This is a genomic window from Mycobacterium asiaticum (assembly GCF_001673635.1).
Lineage (GTDB): Bacteria > Actinomycetota > Actinomycetes > Mycobacteriales > Mycobacteriaceae > Mycobacterium > Mycobacterium asiaticum_C.
Genome location: NZ_LZMH01000055.1, coordinates 12,527 through 31,974, shown reverse-complemented (window position 1 = coordinate 31,974; position 19,448 = coordinate 12,527). Strand labels below are relative to the sequence as shown.

Here is a 19,448-nt window from a genome sequence, read left to right as displayed (position 1 = left end):
ATGCCGGTCACTCCCGATGACGCGATAGCAGCGATCCGCGGCACCGGCGGCGCCTGTCCCGGCCACCGGGCGTTGCACGCGAAGGGGACGCTGTACCGCGGCACGTTCACCGCCACACCGGAGGCCGCGAAGCTCTCGCGTGCAACGCATCTCGATGGCTCGCCGGTGCCGACGCTGGTGCGGTTCTCCAACGGATCGGGCAACCCGACGCAGGCCGACGGCGCCGCGGGGGTGCGCGGTCTCGCGGTGAAGTTCACCCTTCCCGACGGCAAGACGACCGATGTCTCGACGCAGACCGCTCGGCTGTTCGCCTCCAGCACGCCCGACGGGTTCGTCGAGTTGCTGCGGGCGCTGCGACCCGGCCCGACCATGCCGGCGCGCCTGGCACGCCTGTTCGCCACCCGGCCGGCGCTGCTGCGGGCGCTGCCGATACTGGCGGCCGCCGGGAAAACCCCTGCGAGTTACGCCACGATCGAATACCACGGTCTGCACGCCTTCCGCTGGACCGGCGCCGACGGCGGCAGCAGATTCGTTCGCTACCACCTGATTCCGGCCGCCGGCTTCCAGCATCTGTCGAAGCGGGCCGCCCGCAAGCAACGACCCGACTTCCTCACCGACGAGCTCAACGCAAGGCTGGCCGCCGAACCCGTTCGGTTCGACTACCAGGTCCAGATCGCCGGACCCAACGACTCGACCGTCGACCCCTCCGCGTCGTGGCAGCACAACGACACCGTCAGCGTCGGCACCATCGAGATCACCGGACTGGACACGGAGCGCGAACACGACGGCGACATCGTCGTGTTCGACCCGTTGCGTGTCACCGACGGCATCGAACCCTCCGAGGACCCGGTGTTGCGGTTCCGCAGCCTCACCTATTCCGAGTCGGTCAAGCTCCGCACCGGGGTAGCCCGCGGTGCGGAAGCGCCCAGCATCAGCTGAGCGTCGCCTCGGCGGCCGCCGCGATCACGTCCATCGCGTCGCCGCGTTCGCGGAATGCCCGCAGTTGCCGCATCGCCCCGTTGCCCAGGGTGGTGACGCGCTCGAGTTCGTCGACGACGTGGTGGTACTCGCCCAGTGCGTCCAGCGCCGGGCGCACCCGATGGACCAGCGCGCTCAACTGCTCGCGGGCGGGCACCGCGCCGCGGCCGTGCACCAGATCCAGCGTGTCGCCGGCCAGGCCGTCGTGCGCGGCTTTCCAATACGCGGCCCGCAGCGCCGCTGGGGGGAGCCGGTCGGCGCCCTCGGGGCGTTCGTCGACCGCCGTCATCACCGCGGCCCGGATCAGGGTGGCCAGCAGCACCGTGTCGGCGACCGTGGCCGCCACGTCGGCCACCCGCACCTCGACCGTCGGGAAATCGGCCGATGGACGCACGTCCCAATAGACCATCCCGGTATCCAGGATCACGCCGGTGTCGACCAGCATGCGCACCGTGCGGTCGTACTCGTCGGCCGAGTTGAAATACGGCGGCGCACCCGCCACCGGCCAGCGCCGCCACAGCACACTGCGCCAGCTGGCGTAGCCCGACTCGGAGTTGCGGTAGATCGCCGAATTCGCCGATAGCGCCAACAGCGTCGGCAACCAGGGTCGCAGCCAGTTGCTGGCATGGATTGCCGCGGACCGGTCGGGCACCTGCACGTGCACGTGGCAGCCGCAAATGCCCTGCTCGTGCGCCACCATGCCGAACTGCTCACCGATCTTGCGGTAGCGCGGGGTGTCGGTGACCGGAAACTCACTGGGTGTGACCGGTGGCAGCCCGAGGGCCAACAGCCGTACCCCGACCGCTTCGGCGGCTCGGGCCGCGGTGCGTCGCAGCTCTCTGAGTTCCTCGCCGAGCCGCCCACTGGACGATACGACGCTGGACGTGGTCTCCACCTGGCAGCTGCTCAGCTCCACCTGCAGGTCGACGCCCCGCCGTTCGGCCTCGGCAGCGACCGCGCCGTTGTGTGGCGCCGGCTCGCCGGAGTGCGGGTCAACGAGCAGGAATTCCTCTTCCACGCCGAAAGTCGGGAGATCGTCCGCCGAGCACCCGGTGCTCATATCCGCAAACTACCCCTACTGCTGCACCGAAAACCTGGCGTCCAGACACTGGCGTGACCTGCGGAACCGATACCTACCGAACCCTTTGATGGCGCTATGTCTGCCATTTCCCTGTGGGAATCCGTCCAGTTCGGGACAATGGTCTCGATGCACGTCGGGTGTGAGGAGCGATCAGCAGTGTCGAGTGTTGGGTTGCAAGAGCACGACCACGTTCTTGATTCCATTGAAGGCTTGGTGGCCCAGGATGGCATCGAAGCCGTCACGATCCGTGCGCTGACCAAAGCCACCGGGGTCTCCAACGGCGCCATCTACCGCACGTTCGAGTCGCGTGGCGGGCTGCTCGGCCGGGTGTGGATTCGCGCGGAACGGCGTTTTCTGGACCATCTGACCAGCCTGATCGAGGAAGCCAAGGCGCGCCCGGGCAGCGAACCGTTGGACGCCGTCTACGCGGCGGCCGAGACGTCGCTGCTGTATCCGGAGATGTATCCGGAATCGTCGGCCTGCTTGATGACGGTGCGCCGCGACGACGTGGTGAGCCAGCCGATGCCGCGCGAGATCGCCGACCAGCTACGCGCGCTGGAACGCGAGCTCACCGCGGTGATGGCGCAGCTGGCCGAGAGTCTGTGGCGGCGCAGCGATGCCGCCGCCGTCAACCTGATCGCCACCTGCATCGTCGATCTGCCCAAGTGGATCGCACTGCGCGGGCAGGGGTACACCCCGTCCACGCTGCGAAACTATCTACACGCCGCGGTGCGGTCGGTGCTCGAGGTAGGCCCACCACCGCTGGGTACAAGCCAGGGGACCACCGCCAACGGTCCGCTGGAATACCGCTGGGCTCACCTGGCGGGAGTCACGGCCAGCGCGTGGTCGACCGTCGGGTATATCGGCAGCAGCACGCTCAACCCGCAGGCTTCCACGATCCGGTCCACGATCGGCGTCTGAGTCACCAGCCGCAGCTCGACGCCGCGTTCCCGGCACTGTTCGGCCGTGTCGGCCAACACCGTGAACGCGCAGCAACCCATGAAGTCCACGTCGGACACGTCGATGACGAACGGGCCCGCCGGGGTAGCGGTGGCCGCCGCCTCCGTCACCAGCCGGTGCCAGGTGTGCTCGTTGCACGCGTCGATCTCGCCACCGGCGTGAATGATCACCGCCTCACCGCGGCGGTCGGTGATGGCGCGCAGCGTGCTGCACGGGTCCCCGAGCTCGTAAACCAGCCGCGTGCTCAGGGTGAGGTGCGTGGGAGAAAAAGCTTCTGCAATGACCAGGCTCATTTGTGCACTCCTAATCGGCAAGCGCAGAACGCGCCGCGAAGGATGCCCATCCTTCTGATCTGAAGACAGACAGACTCGCCTTGTAAGTCTCAGTTCTATAACAAGACAGGGCGGTCTGTCTACATGGCCTGCGTAAGAGTACGGTAAGCCTCGTTATGTCCGTGCCCGATGTCACGGGGACCCAGGTACCGGCCCGTGAACGGATACTAGGTGCCGCCTACGAGTTGTTCAGTCGGCGGGGTATTCGCGCGGTGGGCACCGATGAGGTGATCGAGCGGGCCGGTGTGGCCCGGGCCACCCTCTACCGTCACTTCGCGACCAAGAATGACCTGGTCCTGGCCGTTTTGGACCGTCGGGAACAGCTCTGGACACATGGACTTATCGAGGAGCAGTCCGCGGCACGCGGCAAGACTCCCGAGGAACAGTTGCTGGCGATCTTCGACGTCCTGCACGAGTGGTTTCACAACCGCGACGGCTATGAGGGCTGCTCGTTCATCAACGTGCTGCTGGAGCTGGGTGTCGACCACCCGGTCGGCCAGGCCAGCATCGCCCACATCGCGAATGTCCGCCAGATCGTCCGCGAGCGCGCGGTGGCGGCGGGACTGATCGACGTCGAGGCGTTCGCCATGTCCTGGCACATCCTGATGAAGGGGGCCATCATCATGGCGGCGGTCGGCGAACCCGACGCGGCCCTGCGGGCGCAATCGATGGCACACGCGCTCATCGAGCAGCATCGTCCGGAGGACACCCACAAGCTGGGCGTGGCGGCCGGCTAGTTCACGCCGCGGTGGTGTCGGACTTACGGGAGTGCTCTTCCTCGAGTTCGGCGATAGCGCGCGACGTCCGTTCGCGCAGCAGTATCGCGGCGGTGACCCCGCAAATGATCGCGATGACCAGCGCCACCCAGGAGAACCTGGACAGCCAGCGCTCGGCGGCCACGCCGGCGAAATAGACCAGCGCCGTCGTCCCCCCGGCCCAGCAGATGCCGCCGCACACGTTGGCCACCAGGAAGCGGGGGTAGGGCATCTTCAGTGCGCCGGCCAGCGGCCCGGCGAAGATGCGTAACAGCGCGATGAACCGTCCGAAGAACACCGCCCGCACACCCCACCGGTTGAAGGTCCGTTCGGCGAGCGCGACGTGTCCGGGGCCGAAGTGTTTCGGGAACCGCCGGCCGAGCCGATCGAACAACGGCATCCCGAACCGTCGGCCGATCGAATAGCCGATCGAGTCGCCCACCACCGCGCCCAGCACCGCGGCGGCCCCGACTCCGACCGGGTTCACCGCCAGCTCGTGATGCGAAGACATCAACGCCGCGCTGACCAACACGATCTCGCCCGGCAGCGGGATGCCCAGGCTTTCCAGCCCGACGATGCCGCCAACCACCAGATACACCGCTAGCGGCGGGATTGTCTGCAGCAGGGCCTCCACATTCATGCGTTAAAGGATGCCTGACGCGTCCTGCATATGCGTCCGATCCGGCTCTATACCGTCATCGATAATGTCGAGACTGTCGAGCGGACGACAGGAGAGCCAGTGGAATTCAACCTCGCCCAGGTTTTCTCGGCGGTGGCCGCCGCCAACCCCGACCGCGACGCCATCGTCTTCGGCGATCGCCGGTTCACCTTCGCCCAGACCGACGAACGAGCTCGCCGCTTCGCCCGGGCGCTGCACGACTGGGGTTACCTCGCCCGACGGGAGCGCGCCGAGCTGGCGCCCCACGAATCCGGCCAGAGTCACCTGGGCTTGTATCTGGCCAACTGCAACGAATTCGTCGAGGCGATGATCGGTGCCTACAAAGCCCGGGTCGCCCCGTTCAATGTCAACTACCGCTACGTCGCCGACGAGCTGGTCTATCTGATCGACAACGCGAGCGCCGACGCCCTCGTCTATCAGGCGCGGTTCGCGTCGACGCTGGCCGAGGCGTTGGCCAGGGTGCCGCGCGAGGTCCGGTTGATCCACGTCGACGACGAGTCCGGGAACGAGCCGCTGCCCGGCGCGGTGCGCTACGAGGAGCTGCTGGCCTCCGCCTCCGATGAACCGCTGGACGTCGTGCCCTCACCCGACGACCTCTACATGCTCTACACGGGCGGCACCACCGGTATGCCCAAGGCGGTGTTGTGGCGCCAGCACGACATCTACATGAACGCAATGGGCGGACGACCGCCGTTCGGCGGTGAGCTGGTGACGAGCCTGAACGACATCGTCGAGCGGTCGCGACCCCAAGGACCGGGGTCGATGACGGCCGCGCCGTTGATGCACGGCGCGGCGCAGTGGGCGGCCTTCATCAACCTGTGCGGCGGGCGGCCGTTCGTGATGGCGCCGACCACTACCCATTTCGATCCCGCCGAGACGTGGGCGCTGGCCAGCCGGGAGCGCGTCATCTCGCTGTCGTTCGTCGGGGACGCGTTCGGACGGCCGCTGGTCGAAGAACTTGAAGCCGGGGACTACGACCTCTCCGGGTTGTTCATCGTCGTGACCGGCGGGGCCGCGCTCAGTGCGCCGCTCAAGCAGCGTTTCGTCGAACTGCTGCCGCACGTGACGATTCTCGATGCGGGCGGCTCATCGGAGTCGGGAAACCAGATGGGACAGGTCTCCAGCAGGCTGCAGAGCGCGTCGGGCCGATTCGCGCCGAACCCGGGTGCGGTGGTGGTCAGCGAGGACCTGACCCGGATCCTGGCGCCCGGTGACGACGAGATCGGTTGGCTGGCCCAGCAGGGCCACATCCCGCTGGGCTACCTCGGCGATTCGGCCAAGACGGCGCGGACCTTTCCCGTCATCGATGGGATCCGGCACTCGGTACCGGGTGACCGGGCGCGCTGGCATGCCGACGGTCAGATCGAACTGTTGGGCCGCGACTCGGTGACCATCAACTCCGGCGGCGAGAAGATCTTCGCCGAAGAGGTGGAGGCCGCCATCCACGAACACCCCGCGGTATACGACGTGGTGGTGACCGGCCGGCCGAGTGCGCGGTGGGGGAACGAAGTGGTCGCACTGGTCCAGCTGGCGGAGGGTGCGGAGGCCGACAGCGCTGGCATCATCGCCGAGGCGGCGCGTCACATCGCGCGCTACAAACTGCCCAAAGAGGTGATTTTCTGTCCCAAGGTGCAGCGGTCGCCGTCGGGCAAGGCTGACTACCGTTGGGCCAAGGCCCAAGTGGCGGCGGGCTAGGGTCCCGACGCCGGGCAGAATGGCGCGCCGCGCTGCCTACCAGCCACAATGTCCCCGACCGCTGAGCAACGCGACGCGTACGAACCGTATCGGTAATTGCGGCGCCGTACGGCGTTTTCGCCGAGATCGTTCGACGCCCGTAACAATTGCCGACGCGGGCTGACCGGGCGATACGCTCAGCAGGTGCCGAAACAGGTGCCGCAGTATCCGATCGAGTCGGTCGACAACGCGTTGAAACTGCTTCTGCTGTTGGGTGAGCAACCGCAGATCCGGTTGAGCGAGGCGACGCGATATCTCGGTGTGGCGTCGTCGACCGCGCACCGGCTGCTGGCCATGCTGGCCTACCGTGGCTTTGTCCGCCAGGATCCGGAATCCAAGGCGTACCTGCCCGGCCCGGCCCTGACCAGTGTGGCGTTCGCGATCTTCGGGCGCCTGGACATCCAGGGGGCGGCGCTGCCGGTCATGCGTGGGATCGCCGAAACCCTTGGTGAGACAATCCATGTTGGCATGCTGGACGGAGCCAGTGTTCGCTTCGTCGCGGCGATCGAAGGGCCGAAGGCCGTTCGGGTGGCTTCCCGGTTGGGTCGCACGATGCCGGCGCACTGCACGTCGACGGGCAAGGCGTTGCTCGCACAGTTATCGGAAAGCGAACTGCGCCAAGTGATTCCGGACGAGCAGCTGGAAGCCATCACGGCACGCTCGATCGTGAGCCGCGCCCGGCTTTTTTCGGAGTTGATCCGGGTCCGCGAGCGCGGGTACGCCACCAACCGCGAAGAGAGCGAAGAGGGCGTCGCGTCGGTCGCGGTGGCCGTACCGACTCGCGCTCCGGGGCTGCGCCTCGCGCTGAACGCGTCTGCGCCGCAGCACCGACTGACGACCTCAAAGTATTCGTCGGTGGCCGCCACACTCGTCGAGGCGGCCAAGGAGATCGGTGATCAGTTGGGCTGATCGGCCAACCGGGCGATCTCATGCCGCCACGCCGCGTCCACGTTGAACCCAGATCCCAAGTCCGGCAGCTCGGCCCAGTCATCGTCGTCGATGGTGTGCAAGGTGCCGCCGGCCGTGCGTACCCGCAACGACATCCGGGCCAACTCGTTGAGGCTGATGGCCTGCAGCACCGCCTGCTCGACTGTGGCGGCGGCGCTGGTGATCCCGTGCCCGCGACAGATGATCACCTGCGCGTTACCCATCGCCGCGACCATCTCCCTGCCCAGCTGCGCGTTCCGGATAAGCACGGCGCGTGGGTAGACCGGCACACCGGCGCGGGCCAGCCACGCGCCGGGTATGTCGTAGGCGCCGTAGATAGGGCGGATCACAATGCCGGCCAGGTCGGCGGCGACCACGTCCGGGGGATGCAGGTGGGCGACGGCGCGATGCCGCGGTTGGGCGCGCAGGGTCTCGGCGTGGATGGGCAACTCGTTGGGCACCCGGTAACCGTCGAGTTCGCCTGCGGCGCCGGCATTCCCGTCGAAGTCGATCAGCCGGATGTCACTGGGTCGGGTGTATGCCACACCCGTGTCGGTGTCGCTGCGGCAGCGGATGAGCAGGTGGTCGTCGCCGACGCGCAAACTCAGATGGCCGAGGATGCCGTCAACCAGGCCACGGGCCGCGGCGACGCGGCAGGCCTGCGCCACCAGGGTGCGCTCTGCCTCGAAGCTCATTTCGGTGCGCCCAGCCGGAATCCGCCGTCGGGATGGATGGTCTCGCCGGTGATTCCGCGCGACCGGTCGGAGGCAAGGAACACATAGCTCCACGCGTGGTCGGCGCCGGAGAGCGCGACGTTCAACGGGGTGCGGGCGGCCAAATCGGTTGCCCGGTCGGGGGAGTCATCAAGGCGGACACCGTCCAGCCCGAGGCTTGCCAGCCCGCGCAGGTCGGTGTGCAGCGTCCCGCCCGGCGCCACCCCGTTGACCCGGATGTGCGGGGCCAGGTCATGGGCCAGCGCCGTCACCAGTCCGCGCACCGCGAATTTCGAGGGCACGTATAGCACACCGCCCCGGCCGGGGTAGTACGCCGACGTGGACTCGGTGAGCACGATCGAGGAGACCGCCGCGGCGCGCAGGGCCGTTAGCGCAGCCTTCACCGACCGCAGGTGGCTGAGCACGTTGGTGCGGAACATCTCCTCGAACGCCGCCGAAAGGTCGTCGGCGCCGATGTCGTCGATCCCCTTGTAGAAATCGAACACGCCGACGCAGTTCACCAGGGTGTCCAGGCCGCCGAAGGACTCCACCGCCGCCGCAACCGCACGGTCGTTGGCGGCCCGGGTGGTGGCGTCGCCTTCGACCACCGCAACCGCGGGCAGCTCGTCACGCAGCCGTTCGCATTTCGCCGGTTCACGTTCCAAGACAGCGACTTTCGCGCCCTCGGCACCGAACGCGTCCACAACCGCCCGGCCGATCCCAGATCCGCCGCCCACCACCAGCGCCCGCTTGCCGTCCAGCCAACCGGTCATGGCGCCGGTTGGTCCTCATCGGGCAGCAGCGGAGCTCCGGTGTTTCCCACCATGGCCGTCAGCGTACGGGCGTTCTGCCAGGTGAGCGCCTCGACCTCCAGCGGGTCCAGGCTTATCCACTGGCCGGACTTCGGTGCGCTGATCAGCAGCCGCGACCCATTGCGGGTGTCCACCCGCTGCACCACGACTTCGGTGAATTCGTTCGCCAGATTGATCGGCTCACCGACCGGGTTCACAGGAACACCGCCAAGTTCTGCATCCGCAACACCGACTCGTCGGCAAAGATGTTGCGCCGGGCCAGCTTCCATGCATGACCGGGCTCGTCCCAGCGCAGCACGTCCTCGCGCCCGCACGACAGCAAGGCGCTCTCGTTGACGTCGCCGCGGCTGCGGAACAGCAGTTCGGCCGACTCCACAACCAGGTGCCCCGCGTCGTCGGCCTCGAACGTGCGCACATTGGTAATGAAGTGCCGCAGCCGCGACGGGGGATCCTCGGCCCAGACGTGCTCGGTGCCCATCCGCGCCACCCGCTGAGTCAGCGAATACTTGTCCTCGTCGAAGTGATCCATACCGGGGGACACGGTGAAGCCCGCGCCGCGGGCGGTCGTCACCCGCACCGGCATGACGTACCGGATGTCCTCGGTCATCGTCTCCAGCCACTCCTCATACCGCTGCCCGTCCAGCAGATAAGCCTCGTCGACCAGGAACTGATGGGCCTGCAGATGGCGAGTGTCGTTGAACGGCAATGCCTTTCTCATACGGACTCCAGCTGGTCGGCCCACAGCTTGAGTAGTTCCCGCTGGTTGTACTCGTTGTAGCCCACCTGGGCGCGCCCGGGCCCGTGGAATGACTCGGCCGGTAGTGACTCGATCACCGAGCGGTCGTCGGCGAGGAGCCCCATCCGGCTGTTCAGCAGCAGACGCCGGGCCATCGAACCCCCTGCCGTGGTGGTCAGCGACACCCAGTTCTCCACGTCGTCCTGTTCGAACATGCCGGTGGATCCGAAGCACATCAGATACGCCTTGTAGGAGTCCTTCTTGAACTGCTCGGGGGCCGCGGCGTCGACGGCGAACCAGGAGCAGACCTCGGTTTCGTTCTCGCTGATCGGCTGCCATTGCCGGATCGAGATGAACGGCAGCACCTGATCACCGCCGGGCAGTTTGGGCCAGTTGTGCACGAAGCTGAGATTGGGAAAGCAGGTGGCGGCGGAGAACATGAAGCCGTCCTCGGCGACCACCCGCTGCTGATGGGGCGACCACGTGTCTTTGATCCGTCCGATCATCTCGTCGGGGTATCCCACGTACCGCATGCGCTCGTCGAAATCTCCGGGCGGCAGCTTGTAGGTGGTGCCGCCGCCCCGCTGGGCCCAGTAGGTGGCTCCGTCTTTGCGCTTCTGCGCCTTGGGTTCCCGGAACAGGCCGATCTCGACGATGGACGCGTGCGTGTGCGGCGTGTGGTACATGTCGCCGGCGAAGTTCTCGGCGCCGATCTTCCAATTCGCTTTGATCCGCCACCGTTGGGGTCCGCGCACTTCGACGCCGGCGGCGCTCTGTTTGGTGTAGAAGTCCAGATAGAACGCGAAGTCCCCGAGAAAGTCCAGCAACGGTGGTGCGTGCGGGTCCAGGTTGATGAAGATCAACCCGTTGTAGGTCGCCAGGTTCGGCGCGGGCAACAGGCTCTGGCCTTTTGCGAAGCCCTCGTCGCCTCCGTACGCCTCGCGGTGGAACGGCAGGCCGGTGAGCCTGCCGTCGTTGCGATAGGTCCAGCCGTGGTAGGGGCAACGGAAATTGGAGGCGTTGCCCATCTCGGCGCGGCACACCTGCATCCCGCGGTGCAGGCACATATTGAATAGGGCGCGCACCACGCCATCCGAGCCGCGGGTGACGATGAACGAGTCGTCGAGCACCCGCCGCACCACGTAGTCGCCTTCCTCCGGGATCTCCGACTCGTGCGCCACGAACATCCACGCTCGGCTGAACAGGCGTTCCTTTTCCAGGGCGAACAATTCGCTGTCGTTGTAGATGTGCGCCGGGATCATGCCGCGGCGAACGTCATCGAAAATCCGGCTGGTCAAGCGGCGACCCCACAATCAACTCGGACATGTCTGCTTTACAGAGGATATCTCTGTTCAGCAGAGAAGCCAGCATGGCGCCATACAGCAGCCCGATAGCCAATTCACAGGCGGCTCGCATTCAAACCCGGGCACGGAGCGGGAATTCTGGCCTTGCGGTGGTGAACCGGCTGCCCGTTCGCCGCGTGGATCCGAAGGGGGACGCATCGTCTTGGAGACGCATAACGCCGCACGGAAGGTCGAGATGCAGAAGTTAGGGCCGCGATTGGTGGCCGCCATCGGACGTCAAGAGTGGCTGGATCGGCCCAGCTATCGGCTCGAACATGTCCTCACACTGCTGCTCAACGGGCTGGGCGGGGCACGTGACCGCGTGATGAATGCGCTCAACGGCGTCTGGCTGGGACACCCCGTGCATCCGCCGCTGGCGTCGCTGGCCAGCGGAGCGCTTGGCACGACGGTGGCCCTTGATGCGCTGAGCGCGCTGCCGGCGCGGCCACCTGGCACCCGGGACACCGCTCGGCTCGCCACCTACGCCCTGGGCGTGGGAATCGCGGCCAGCCTCGGCTCGGCCGTCACCGGAGTGTCCGACTGGCAGCACACCCACCGGCAGGACCGCCGGGTCGGCATGGTGCATGGTGCGGTCAATTCCGCCGCCACGCTGCTCTATGTGCAGTCCTGGCGCGACCGCCGCCGCGGGCGCCGGGGTCGGGGAGTGGCGCTGAGCGCTATCGGCTATGCGATCACCGCCGCAGGCAGCTACCTGGGCGGTGCCTTGGTATTCGGCTCCGGTGTCGGTGTCGACCGATCCGGCGAACGGTTAACCAGCCATGGGTGGACGCCCGTGCTGCCCGCCAGCGAACTGAACGGCAAGCCGGTACGGGTGGAAGTGGACGGCGTGGGACTGGTGGTCTGCCAGAGCGGTCCCGGTGAGGTTTCGGCGTTCGGCGAATTCTGTCCGCACCTGGCGGCGCCGATGGCAGACGGCTGGGTGGATCGCGGCCGAATCGTATGTCCCTGGCACGGTTCACGATTCGCGCTGGAGAACGGTGAGGTGCTGCGCGGTCCCTCGGCGAGCCCGCTGCCGCGTTATGAGGCCCGGTTGGTCGACGGAGTGATCGAAGTGCGTGGAGAGGAAGTAGCCAGATGAACGCCTACGACGTGCTCAAAGAGCATCACGTGGTACTCAAGGGACTCGGCCGCAAGGTCAGCGAGGCACCGGTGAACAGCCAGGAGCGGCATGAGCTCTTCGACGAGATGCTGCTGGAGCTCGACATCCACTTCCGCATCGAGGACGACCTGTACTACCCGGCGCTCGCGGCCGCAAGCGAACTGATCGCGATCGCGCATGCCGAGCATCGCCAGGTGGTCGACCAGCTCGGCGTGCTGCTGCGCACGCCGCAAAGCGCGCCCGGCTATGAGGACGAGTGGAATACCTTCAAGACGGTGCTCGAGGCCCACGCCGACGAAGAAGAGCGAGACATGATTCCCGCTCCGCCGCCGGTCCAGCTGTCCGACGCCGAACTGGAGGAGCTCGGCGAAAAGATGGCAGCCCGGATCGAGCAGCTGCGGGCTTCGAGCCTGCACCGGCTGCGCACCCGAGGCAAGACGTCGCTGCTGAAGGCGATTTAGCCGAGTCAGCGGCGGCCGAGTCCGGCCATCATGACCGGCGTGTAGACGCGGATGTCCTCGCCGAAGCGTGCGGCTGTCGCGTCGGCTTCCGCACGTGAGATCAGTCCGGCGTCCACGACGGCGCCGCGCAGGCTTTCGAACGAGAGCCGGAAAAAGTCGAATCCCTTCTCGTGCGAGTCGATCACGCGAGCGCGGCCCTCACCGCGCACGTCGCGCAACCCGGCGGCGGCCATGTCGGCGACTACCCGGCGGCCATAGTGCGGTTCGAAACCCGCCTGCTGCATGAACGACAGCACCGCCCCGGTCACCCGGTCCAGCTCCGGGTCGAGACCCTCGAAGCCGAACGCCGTCCAGTCGAAGTCCTCGATGACCATCCAGCCGCCAGGACGCAGGGCCGCCGCCAGTCTTTGCAGGATCTCGCGGCGATCGGGTAGGTGCTCGAGGACCAGGCGGGCGTGGATCAGGTCGAACTCACCCTGACCGAGCTCGTCGGTCCGAATGTCCATCTGGCGGACCTCGATGGAGTCGCTCCCCAGCGAATCGATGAAACGGGTGTCGATGTCCACCGCGACCACTGTGGCGCCGCTTGCCGCCATCCATTCCACCAATGAGCCGCCGCCGGCGCCCACTTCCATGCAGTGCCAAGCGTTTTGCGGGTCAGCGGGATGTCCGATGCCGAGTTCGGTGAGCAGCGCTTGAGTGCCCGGATCCCACAGGCTCTCCATGGCGCTCAACCGGCTGCGTTCCTCGGCGAAGCCCTGGTCGTACACGTAGTCGCTGGGCATGCCGTCCAGGTTAGGCGCGGGTTCGCGATGGCACGAGTAGCCTCACGGTTCGTGGAGTTCGCACCGCAGCGCATCGCGTCGCAAGGCGAGATCACGGCCGAGATCGACGCGATTGCCGCGGACTATTTCGGCCAGGGGGCACCGACCCAACCGCTGCTGGATTACCCGCCCTACCGCAGCAGCGCGTTACGCCACCCGAAGAACCCGCGGATCATCGTCGACCCGGACGAGCTCGAACTATCGGCACCCTGTTTCGGCGAGCAGGACGTCGACCCGCTGGACGCCGATCTGACCGCCGGACACCCGGGCGAGCCGATCGGCGAGCGGATCATCGTGACCGGCCGGGTCGTCGACGGATCGGGCCGGCCGATGGCCGGTCAATTGGTCGAGATCTGGCAGGCCAACGGCAGCGGCCGCTATCACCACCACGGCGATCAGCATCCGGCCCCGCTCGATCCGAACTTCGTCGGCGCGGGCAGGTGCCTGACCGCGCCCGACGGGTGCTACCGATTCACCACCATCAAGCCGGGCCCCTACCCATGGCGCAATCATCGCAACGCCTGGCGCCCCGCCCACATTCACTTCTCGTTGTTCGGCACCGCGTTCACCCAACGGCTGGTGACCCAGATGTACTTTCCCGGCGACCCGCTGTTCGGCTTGGACCCGATCTTCAACTCGATCGTCGATCCCGTTGCGCGCCAACAACTTATTGCCAATTATGACCACGAGGTCACCGAACCGGAGTTTGCCACGGGTTACCGGTGGGACATCGTGCTGTCGGGCCCGGCACGGACCTGGACGGAAAACGGCGATGCCTAGTTCTGAATTGATTTGCACGCCAGCGCAAACGGTGGGGCCATTCTTCGGTTTGGGTCTGCCGTTTCCGGGTGACAGCGCACTGGTCGGCGCAGATGTCCCTGGCGCGGTCGAATTGCACGGAGCCGTCTATGACGGCGCCGGCGTTACGGTCCCGGACGCGCTGGTGGAGATCTGGCAACCCGACACCGCGGGCCGACTCTCGCGTGCGCCGGGATCGCTGCGCCGCGACGGCCGTTCCTTCACCGGTTGGGGAAGGGCCGCGACGGACACCGACGGGCACTACCGCTTCATCACGGTGCCTCCGGGGCCGGTGAACCCCGGACGGCCACCGTATTTCGCGGTGAGCGTTTTCGCGCGCGGGCTGCTGCAGGGCCTGTTCACTCGCGCCTACCTGCCGGGCGGTGACATTGCTGCGGATCCGCTGCTGTCGACGCTCGACCGCGGCCGGCGCGAGACGCTGCTGTGTATCGCCGAAAACAATTCTCCCCGAACGGGATACCGGTTCGACATTTACCTGCAGGGCCCGAACGAGACCGTATTCCTCGCCTACCGGGAGCGCCGCCGATGACAAATCTGCTGTGGCCGGGTGACCAGCGAGCCGGCGCGCTGATGACGGACCGGGCACTGCTGACTGCGATGGTGGCGGTGGAATCGGCGTGGCTCGCGGTTTTGGCCGATGCGGGGCTGGCGCCGGTCGACCGGTCCGACACCGCGCTGCACCACCTCGTGGACGCACGCGACTGCGACATGCTTGCGGCCGCCGCCGAAGGCGGCGGCAATCCCGTCATCGCCCTGGTCGCGTTGTTGCGGCAGCGTGCGGCGCCGGGGGTTGCGCCCTGGATTCATCGGGGGCTGACCAGTCAGGACGTCGTGGACACCGGCTTGATGCTGGCATTGCAGGATGTCGTCAAACAATTGAAAAACCAGGTTGCCGAGCAGATCTCGGATCTCTCGCAGTTAGCCGTCCAGCATCGTGGCACACCGATGGTGGCCCGCACCCTGACCCAACACGCGGCGCCCACGACGTTCGGCGCCAAAGCCGCGCGCTGGCTCGACGGTGTGGCCGACGCCTATCGGCGGCTGGCGGCGCTGAGCATTCCCGCCCAGTTCGGCGGCGCCGTCGGGACCTGGTCGGCCACGGTCGAATTGGCGACCCTACGCACCGACGGGGCCGAACCGGCGGCGGTGGCCGCGCGGCTGGCGCAAGATGCGGCAACAACTTTGGGACTCGACCATCGCCGGCCATGGCACACCACCCGGACACCGATCACCGCCGCCGCCGACGCGTTGGTCGGATGCAGCGATCGCTGGGGCCGCATCGCCGCCGATGTGCTGATCCTGACCCGCCCGGAGATCGCCGAACTGCGCGAGCCGGTCAGTGGCCAGCGTGGTGGGTCTTCCTCGATGCCCCACAAGCGCAACCCGGTGCTGTCGGTCCTCATCCGGCGGGCGGCAATCGCGGCACCTCCGCTGGCGGTCACGCTGCACACCGCCGCCGCGCTCGCCGGCGAAGAACGACCCGACGGCGCATGGCATGCCGAATGGGACACGTTGCGCACCCTGGCACGGCGCGCCGTCGTCGCGGGCTCGCAGTGCACCGAACTGCTGGCCGGGCTGGAGGTGGATGCGGCGAACATGCGGCGAAATCTGGATGCGGCCGACGTGCTGGGGGAGCAGCGCGCGATTGCCGAGTTGGCCGGTCGCCCACCGTCTCCGAGTTTTTTCGGCGCTGTCGACCACCTGATCGACACCAGCGTGCGTGATGCGCAGCGGCTGCTCGACGGGGTGTGAGCCGGGCGATAGTGGCGTATGAAAGTGATGAGGATCGACCCGCGCACACCCGAGACCCGGTCTTGCAGGGTGTTAGCGTCGAAAACATGACAGCACCCGCCAAAGACGGCGAGCGGCGACGGCGGCGAGCGGCTCGCCGGGCCCTTCCGGCCCCCGTGGTCGGCACGGTGAGCAGCACGGTGCGGCCATTCGCGCGCACCGGCCGCTATTTCGCCCGTTCCTGGCGCGACTACCGCGACGACCACACCGATGAGCTGCCGATCGCGCGGCCAACATTGGCGTTGGCGGCACAGGCTTTTCGGGATGAAGTCGTGCTGGCCGGTCTGTTGATGCGCCGGCCGATCAGTGAGCCCCAGGTGTTTCAGCGCATCAACGACGAGGTGGTCGCGGCGCTGGAGTTCTACGGCGACAAGGGATGGCTGGATGATCCCGAAGCCTTCTTCGCGCCACCGCCGCCGCTGTTGGAGGTGAAGAGCCGGTACGTCAACGGTCTGCGCCGGACCTATCAGCGGCTGACTTTCGAAAGCGGGTACCGCCCGCATCCGGACGAACCCGGTGCCGAGCGGTGGCTCGGGTATACCGCGATGCGCACGGCGCACGTCCTGGTGCTGCGGCACCCGGAGCCGCGACCCTGGCTGGTCTGCGTGCACGGCACCGAAATGGGCAGAGCCGCAATCGATCTCAGGATATTCCGGGCCTGGAAGTTGCATGAAGAGCTGGGCCTGAATGTGGTGTTGCCCGTGCTGCCCATGCACGGCCCGCGAGCGCGCGACCTACCCAAGGGCGCGGTGTTCCCCGGCGAGGACATTCTGGACGACGTCCACGCGACCGCCCAGGCGGTGTGGGACATCCGGCGGTTGCTGTCCTGGATCCGGGCGCAGGAACCGGACTCGGCGATCGGGGTGAACGGTATGTCGCTGGGCGGCTATATCGCCGCGTTGGTCGCCAGCCTCGAAAGTGGCTTGACCTGCGCGATTCTCGGCGTCCCCGCGGCGAACCTGGTCGACCTGCTGGGCCGGCATTCTGGCCTGCGCCGTGGCGACCCCCGTCGTGAGACGGTGGCATTGGCCGAGCCCATCGGGCGGATGCTGTCGCCCCTGTCGCTGCGCCCCCAAGTGTCCATGCGGGGCCGTTTCGTCTACGCCGGCATCGCCGACCAGGTGGTGCACCCCCGCGAACAGGTGACCCGACTCTGGGAGCACTGGGGCAAACCGCAGATCATCTGGTACCGCGGCGGCCACGCCGGATTCATCCGGTCCAGGCCGGTCCAGCGGTTCATCCAGGATTCGCTGGTGCAGTCGGGTCTGGTGACGTCCGGCTGAGATCAGGGCTTGCGAGCGATGATCGCCACGGCGGTGAGCCGGTCGCGATGGCGCCGAAAAGTGCTGCGCATCATCAATACTCGCTTACGCGCGTCGGGCTGCGTGAGCACATTCTTGGCGAACCGCAGCGCACCGACCAGTCCTTCGTCGGCGAGCACCCGGCGGGGCTGCAGCAGGGCCATCGGCGCGGTGGTTGCATGCTCGACGACCAGTCCGTGCCCGGCCAACAATTGTGACCACTCCGCGACGGTCAGTGGTCGCGCGTTGACCTTGATGGCGCGGGCCAGGGATTGCCGCACGTCGGTGGTCACTTCCTCGGGAAGGTCGTCGGGCGTCAGGGCCAATTCGTGGATGGCGTAGCGCCCCTGCGGTCGCAGCACCCGCGCCGCCTCCGCGACGATCGCGTGCTTGGCCGTGTCGCCCTGCATGGTGAGCATCGCCTCGCCGATGACGACGTCGGCGCTGGCCTCGGGTAGCCCGGTGTCGGCCGCATCGGCCACCTTCACCTCGGTGTGCGCGGGTGACGACTGGCCGGCGACGACGCCGCGCACCAGGTTCGCGGCATCGGGGTCCGCTTCGGCGCCGACATAGGAGCGCGGGTTGCGCGCGATGATCTCGGCGGCCGTGCGGCCCAGGCCGGGGGCGAGTTCCAGGACGTCGGCGCCGTTGACGCCGGCGCGAGCCAGCAGGGTACGAGTCAGCTCGACGCCGCCGGGTCGCAGCACTCGTTTGCCCAATCGGGCCAGCAGCCAGTGGCCCTGAACATGCTCGTCGTCACGATGGGACAGGGGCAGCGGTTGCTCGTTGCCGGCCATCACAACACCTTCCCAAACTTATTGACCACCGCGTAACGTTATCGTCCGGACTTGCGCTGATCGTCAGGAGTGTGTGCAGGCGGTCTGGCAGTCGTCAAGGCTCCGCCTTTCCGACCCGCGAGCCGCGTTGGTTTTTACAATGACGCTTGTGTAAAATAAGGGCCGTCCGCTCGTTCGATGAGGGGTGACATGACGGCGTCAGACCAGGAGCAGCCCGGGCGACGGCGCGCGGTGCTGCGGGTACTGCGGGCATCGCAGGTGCCGCTGAGCATCGTGGCGATCGCGCAGCAGCTCGATGTGCATCCCAACACGGTGCGTTTCCACCTCGAAAGCCTCATCGGTGACGGCCTGGTCGAGCGCGTGCAGCCGCATCGGCGGGGCCCGGGCCGTCCGCCGTTGATGTTCCGGGCGGTGCCGCAGATGGACCGCGGCGGCACCCGCCACTATCAGTTGCTGGCCGAAATCCTCGCCAGCGGCCTCGCGGCCGAACCGGATCCGGCAGCACGGGCGATCGCAACCGGGCGGGCCTGGGGTGAGCGTCTGGAGTTTTCGGGCCCGGTAAGCGGGGTGGACGAGTCAATCGATCGGTTGGCCGGAGTGCTCGACGAGATTGGCTTCGAACCCGAGCTGCGGGCATCGGGTGGCGGGCGGCAGCTCGGTCTGCGGCACTGCCCATTTCTGGAGATGGCCGAGAAGCAACCGGGCGTGGTGTGCCCCATCCACCTGGGACTCATGCGCGGAGCGTTGGAGAAGTGGGATGCCCCGGTGACGGTCGAACGGCTGGAGGCCTTCGTCGAACCGGACCTGTGTCTGGCGCACATTGCGCCGGCGGCAACCGCGCCGTGACCGTCGGGCGCTCCATCGAGGTCGCCGTCACCTTCGTCTGGCTCGGCATGGTGCTGGCCATCTCGTTCCTCGAAGCGCCGCTCAAATTCCGCGCGCCCAACGTGACGTTGCCGATCGGGCTGGGCATCGGCCGCCTCGTATTCCGCGCCCTCAACACCGCGGAAGTTGTTTTCGCGCTCGTCACCGGGGCGATCGCGCTGGCCGGACCGACGCCGATGCGGATCATCGTCGCGCTGGCGGTGGCCGTCGCGATGCTGGCGGTTCAGCTGGTCGCCGTGCGCCCCCGCCTGACGAAGCGATCCGACCAGGTGCTGGCGGGCTCGGACGGGCCCCGCTCCCATGCCCATTACGTCTACGTCGCGCTGGAGACGGTCAAGGTCGTTGCGCTGTTGGCGGCAGGGATACTGCTCTTACAAGTCCAGGGCTGACGACGACAAGG

Annotated in this window: 23 protein-coding genes; 13 read left to right on the top strand and 10 right to left on the bottom strand. The window is 67.3% G+C overall.

Annotated elements, in window-relative coordinates:
- Positions 1–939 carry a catalase family peroxidase gene (locus A5645_RS15730; RefSeq protein ID WP_065130180.1) on the top strand — a complete coding sequence of 313 codons (939 nt, stop codon included), beginning with the start codon at positions 1–3 and terminating at the stop codon, positions 937–939.
- Here the strand turns inward: A5645_RS15730 and A5645_RS15725 are convergent.
- Positions 932–2,038, bottom strand: a complete 1,107-nt coding sequence (locus tag A5645_RS15725) for a glutamate--cysteine ligase (protein ID WP_065130179.1) — start codon at positions 2,036–2,038, stop codon at positions 932–934. The genes A5645_RS15730 and A5645_RS15725 overlap by 8 nt on opposite strands.
- A gap of 96 nt (positions 2,039–2,134) precedes the next feature.
- On the opposite strand from A5645_RS15725, the gene A5645_RS15720 reads away from it, so the two are divergent.
- Positions 2,135–2,980, top strand: coding sequence for a TetR/AcrR family transcriptional regulator (locus A5645_RS15720; protein ID WP_065038598.1), 846 nt, complete (start codon positions 2,135–2,137; stop codon positions 2,978–2,980).
- On the opposite strand, the gene A5645_RS15715 is transcribed toward A5645_RS15720, so the two are convergent.
- Positions 2,875–3,312, bottom strand: coding sequence for an anti-sigma factor antagonist (locus A5645_RS15715; RefSeq protein ID WP_065130177.1), 438 nt, complete (start codon positions 3,310–3,312; stop codon positions 2,875–2,877). The two genes, A5645_RS15720 and A5645_RS15715, sit on opposite strands and share 106 nt — an antisense overlap.
- Positions 3,313–3,467: 155 nt before the next feature.
- Here A5645_RS15715 and A5645_RS15710 point away from each other — a divergent pair, with 155 nt between their 5' ends.
- The gene (locus tag A5645_RS15710; RefSeq protein WP_065038599.1) at positions 3,468–4,088 is read left to right on the top strand and encodes a TetR/AcrR family transcriptional regulator; all 621 of its coding nucleotides are present in this window, start codon (positions 3,468–3,470) and stop codon (positions 4,086–4,088) included.
- Position 4,089: 1 nt separating this feature from the next.
- Here A5645_RS15710 and A5645_RS15705 read toward each other — a convergent pair whose 3' ends face one another.
- Positions 4,090–4,746, bottom strand: a complete 657-nt coding sequence (locus A5645_RS15705) for a DedA family protein (protein WP_065038600.1) — start codon at positions 4,744–4,746, stop codon at positions 4,090–4,092.
- Positions 4,747–4,845: 99 nt separating this feature from the next.
- On the opposite strand from A5645_RS15705, the gene A5645_RS15700 reads away from it, so the two are divergent.
- Both A5645_RS15700 and A5645_RS15695 read left to right on the top strand, forming a co-directional pair.
- Positions 4,846–6,480, top strand: coding sequence for an acyl-CoA synthetase (locus tag A5645_RS15700; protein WP_065130176.1), 1,635 nt, complete (start codon positions 4,846–4,848; stop codon positions 6,478–6,480).
- A gap of 183 nt (positions 6,481–6,663) precedes the next feature.
- Complete coding sequence (locus A5645_RS15695; RefSeq protein WP_253867014.1) at positions 6,664–7,428, top strand: IclR family transcriptional regulator; 765 nt, start codon at positions 6,664–6,666, stop codon at positions 7,426–7,428.
- On the opposite strand, the gene phtC is transcribed toward A5645_RS15695, so the two are convergent.
- Genes phtC through A5645_RS15670 form a run of 5 tightly spaced genes read right to left on the bottom strand, consistent with a single transcriptional unit; the run spans position 7,416 to position 10,969 of the window.
- Entirely contained in the window at positions 7,416–8,141 is a 726-nt protein-coding gene (gene phtC, locus A5645_RS15690; protein ID WP_065130175.1) for a 3,4-dihydroxyphthalate decarboxylase, read from the bottom strand. The two genes, A5645_RS15695 and phtC, sit on opposite strands and share 13 nt — an antisense overlap.
- Positions 8,138–8,932, bottom strand: coding sequence for a 3-(cis-5,6-dihydroxycyclohexa-1,3-dien-1-yl)propanoate dehydrogenase (gene hcaB / locus A5645_RS15685; RefSeq protein ID WP_065130174.1), 795 nt, complete (start codon positions 8,930–8,932; stop codon positions 8,138–8,140). Before hcaB ends, phtC begins: the two co-directional genes overlap by 4 nt.
- Entirely contained in the window at positions 8,929–9,168 is a 240-nt protein-coding gene (locus A5645_RS15680; protein WP_065130173.1) for a dihydrodiol dehydrogenase, read from the bottom strand. The genes hcaB and A5645_RS15680 overlap by 4 nt, the downstream gene beginning before the upstream one ends.
- On the bottom strand, positions 9,165–9,689 hold the full coding sequence (locus tag A5645_RS15675) for a 3-phenylpropionate/cinnamic acid dioxygenase subunit beta (RefSeq protein WP_065130172.1): 525 nt from the start codon (positions 9,687–9,689) through the stop codon (positions 9,165–9,167). Before A5645_RS15675 ends, A5645_RS15680 begins: the two co-directional genes overlap by 4 nt.
- Positions 9,686–10,969 (bottom strand): aromatic ring-hydroxylating dioxygenase subunit alpha, encoded by a 1,284-nt coding sequence (locus A5645_RS15670; RefSeq protein WP_065038626.1) that lies wholly within the window; start codon positions 10,967–10,969, stop codon positions 9,686–9,688. The genes A5645_RS15675 and A5645_RS15670 overlap by 4 nt, the downstream gene beginning before the upstream one ends.
- 277 nt (positions 10,970–11,246) lie before the next feature.
- Here A5645_RS15670 and A5645_RS15665 point away from each other — a divergent pair, with 277 nt between their 5' ends.
- Together A5645_RS15665 and A5645_RS15660 are read left to right on the top strand one after the other, a co-directional pair.
- Positions 11,247–12,149 (top strand): Rieske (2Fe-2S) protein, encoded by a 903-nt coding sequence (locus tag A5645_RS15665; RefSeq protein WP_065130171.1) that lies wholly within the window; start codon positions 11,247–11,249, stop codon positions 12,147–12,149.
- On the top strand, positions 12,146–12,631 hold the full coding sequence (locus tag A5645_RS15660; RefSeq protein ID WP_065038605.1) for a hemerythrin domain-containing protein: 486 nt from the start codon (positions 12,146–12,148) through the stop codon (positions 12,629–12,631). The genes A5645_RS15665 and A5645_RS15660 overlap by 4 nt, the downstream gene beginning before the upstream one ends.
- Before the next feature lie 5 nt (positions 12,632–12,636).
- Here A5645_RS15660 and A5645_RS15655 read toward each other — a convergent pair whose 3' ends face one another.
- Positions 12,637–13,416 (bottom strand): class I SAM-dependent methyltransferase, encoded by a 780-nt coding sequence (locus tag A5645_RS15655; RefSeq protein WP_065130170.1) that lies wholly within the window; start codon positions 13,414–13,416, stop codon positions 12,637–12,639.
- 51 nt (positions 13,417–13,467) lie between these two features.
- Between A5645_RS15655 and pcaH the strand changes: the two genes are divergently transcribed.
- The 4 genes from pcaH to A5645_RS15635 all read left to right on the top strand — a co-directional run bounded on the left by pcaH (position 13,468) and on the right by A5645_RS15635 (position 17,348).
- Positions 13,468–14,235 carry a protocatechuate 3,4-dioxygenase subunit beta gene (gene pcaH, locus A5645_RS15650; protein ID WP_253867013.1) on the top strand — a complete coding sequence of 256 codons (768 nt, stop codon included), beginning with the start codon at positions 13,468–13,470 and terminating at the stop codon, positions 14,233–14,235.
- Positions 14,228–14,803 carry a protocatechuate 3,4-dioxygenase subunit alpha gene (gene pcaG, locus A5645_RS15645; protein WP_065130168.1) on the top strand — a complete coding sequence of 192 codons (576 nt, stop codon included), beginning with the start codon at positions 14,228–14,230 and terminating at the stop codon, positions 14,801–14,803. Before pcaH ends, pcaG begins: the two co-directional genes overlap by 8 nt.
- The gene (locus A5645_RS15640) at positions 14,800–16,026 is read left to right on the top strand and encodes a lyase family protein (RefSeq protein WP_065130167.1); all 1,227 of its coding nucleotides are present in this window, start codon (positions 14,800–14,802) and stop codon (positions 16,024–16,026) included. Before pcaG ends, A5645_RS15640 begins: the two co-directional genes overlap by 4 nt.
- Before the next feature lie 86 nt (positions 16,027–16,112).
- On the top strand, positions 16,113–17,348 hold the full coding sequence (locus A5645_RS15635; RefSeq protein ID WP_065130166.1) for an alpha/beta hydrolase family protein: 1,236 nt from the start codon (positions 16,113–16,115) through the stop codon (positions 17,346–17,348).
- Between the two features lie 2 nt (positions 17,349–17,350).
- Here A5645_RS15635 and A5645_RS15630 read toward each other — a convergent pair whose 3' ends face one another.
- Positions 17,351–18,163, bottom strand: a complete 813-nt coding sequence (locus A5645_RS15630; RefSeq protein WP_065130165.1) for a class I SAM-dependent methyltransferase — start codon at positions 18,161–18,163, stop codon at positions 17,351–17,353.
- Positions 18,164–18,352: 189 nt separating this feature from the next.
- Between A5645_RS15630 and A5645_RS15625 the strand changes: the two genes are divergently transcribed.
- Positions 18,353–19,009: a helix-turn-helix transcriptional regulator gene (locus A5645_RS15625; RefSeq protein WP_253867012.1), complete on the top strand. Its 657-nt coding sequence runs from the start codon at positions 18,353–18,355 to the stop codon at positions 19,007–19,009.
- 47 nt (positions 19,010–19,056) lie between these two features.
- A complete protein-coding gene (locus A5645_RS15620) occupies positions 19,057–19,437 on the top strand; it encodes a hypothetical protein (protein WP_436405503.1) in 381 nt (126 codons plus the stop codon).
- Positions 19,438–19,448: the final 11 nt, after the last annotated feature.

Excerpts from the sequence above, each read along its gene's own strand:
- A5645_RS15620 (WP_436405503.1), top strand. The coding sequence starts at position 19,057 with ATGGTGCTGGCCATCTCGTTCCTCGAAGCGCCGCTCAAATTCCGCGCG.
- A5645_RS15625 (WP_253867012.1), top strand. The coding sequence starts at position 18,353 with ATGACGGCGTCAGACCAGGAGCAGCCCGGGCGACGGCGCGCGGTGCTG.
- A5645_RS15705 (WP_065038600.1), bottom strand. The coding sequence starts at position 4,746 with ATGAATGTGGAGGCCCTGCTGCAGACAATCCCGCCGCTAGCGGTGTAT.
- A5645_RS15670 (WP_065038626.1), bottom strand. The coding sequence starts at position 10,969 with ATGATCCCGGCGCACATCTACAACGACAGCGAATTGTTCGCCCTGGAA.
- A5645_RS15630 (WP_065130165.1), bottom strand. The coding sequence starts at position 18,163 with ATGGCCGGCAACGAGCAACCGCTGCCCCTGTCCCATCGTGACGACGAG.
- A5645_RS15665 (WP_065130171.1), top strand. The coding sequence starts at position 11,247 with ATGCAGAAGTTAGGGCCGCGATTGGTGGCCGCCATCGGACGTCAAGAG.
- A5645_RS15715 (WP_065130177.1), bottom strand. The coding sequence starts at position 3,312 with ATGAGCCTGGTCATTGCAGAAGCTTTTTCTCCCACGCACCTCACCCTG.
- A5645_RS15640 (WP_065130167.1), top strand. The coding sequence starts at position 14,800 with ATGACAAATCTGCTGTGGCCGGGTGACCAGCGAGCCGGCGCGCTGATG.
- A5645_RS15660 (WP_065038605.1), top strand. The coding sequence starts at position 12,146 with ATGAACGCCTACGACGTGCTCAAAGAGCATCACGTGGTACTCAAGGGA.
- phtC (WP_065130175.1), bottom strand. The coding sequence starts at position 8,141 with ATGAGCTTCGAGGCAGAGCGCACCCTGGTGGCGCAGGCCTGCCGCGTC.
- A5645_RS15720 (WP_065038598.1), top strand. The coding sequence starts at position 2,135 with ATGTCTGCCATTTCCCTGTGGGAATCCGTCCAGTTCGGGACAATGGTC.
- pcaG (WP_065130168.1), top strand. The coding sequence starts at position 14,228 with ATGCCTAGTTCTGAATTGATTTGCACGCCAGCGCAAACGGTGGGGCCA.
- A5645_RS15730 (WP_065130180.1), top strand. The coding sequence starts at position 1 with ATGCCGGTCACTCCCGATGACGCGATAGCAGCGATCCGCGGCACCGGC.
- A5645_RS15635 (WP_065130166.1), top strand. The coding sequence starts at position 16,113 with ATGACAGCACCCGCCAAAGACGGCGAGCGGCGACGGCGGCGAGCGGCT.
- A5645_RS15655 (WP_065130170.1), bottom strand. The coding sequence starts at position 13,416 with ATGCCCAGCGACTACGTGTACGACCAGGGCTTCGCCGAGGAACGCAGC.
- hcaB (WP_065130174.1), bottom strand. The coding sequence starts at position 8,932 with ATGACCGGTTGGCTGGACGGCAAGCGGGCGCTGGTGGTGGGCGGCGGA.
- A5645_RS15725 (WP_065130179.1), bottom strand. The coding sequence starts at position 2,038 with ATGAGCACCGGGTGCTCGGCGGACGATCTCCCGACTTTCGGCGTGGAA.
- A5645_RS15675 (WP_065130172.1), bottom strand. The coding sequence starts at position 9,689 with ATGAGAAAGGCATTGCCGTTCAACGACACTCGCCATCTGCAGGCCCAT.
- A5645_RS15710 (WP_065038599.1), top strand. The coding sequence starts at position 3,468 with ATGTCCGTGCCCGATGTCACGGGGACCCAGGTACCGGCCCGTGAACGG.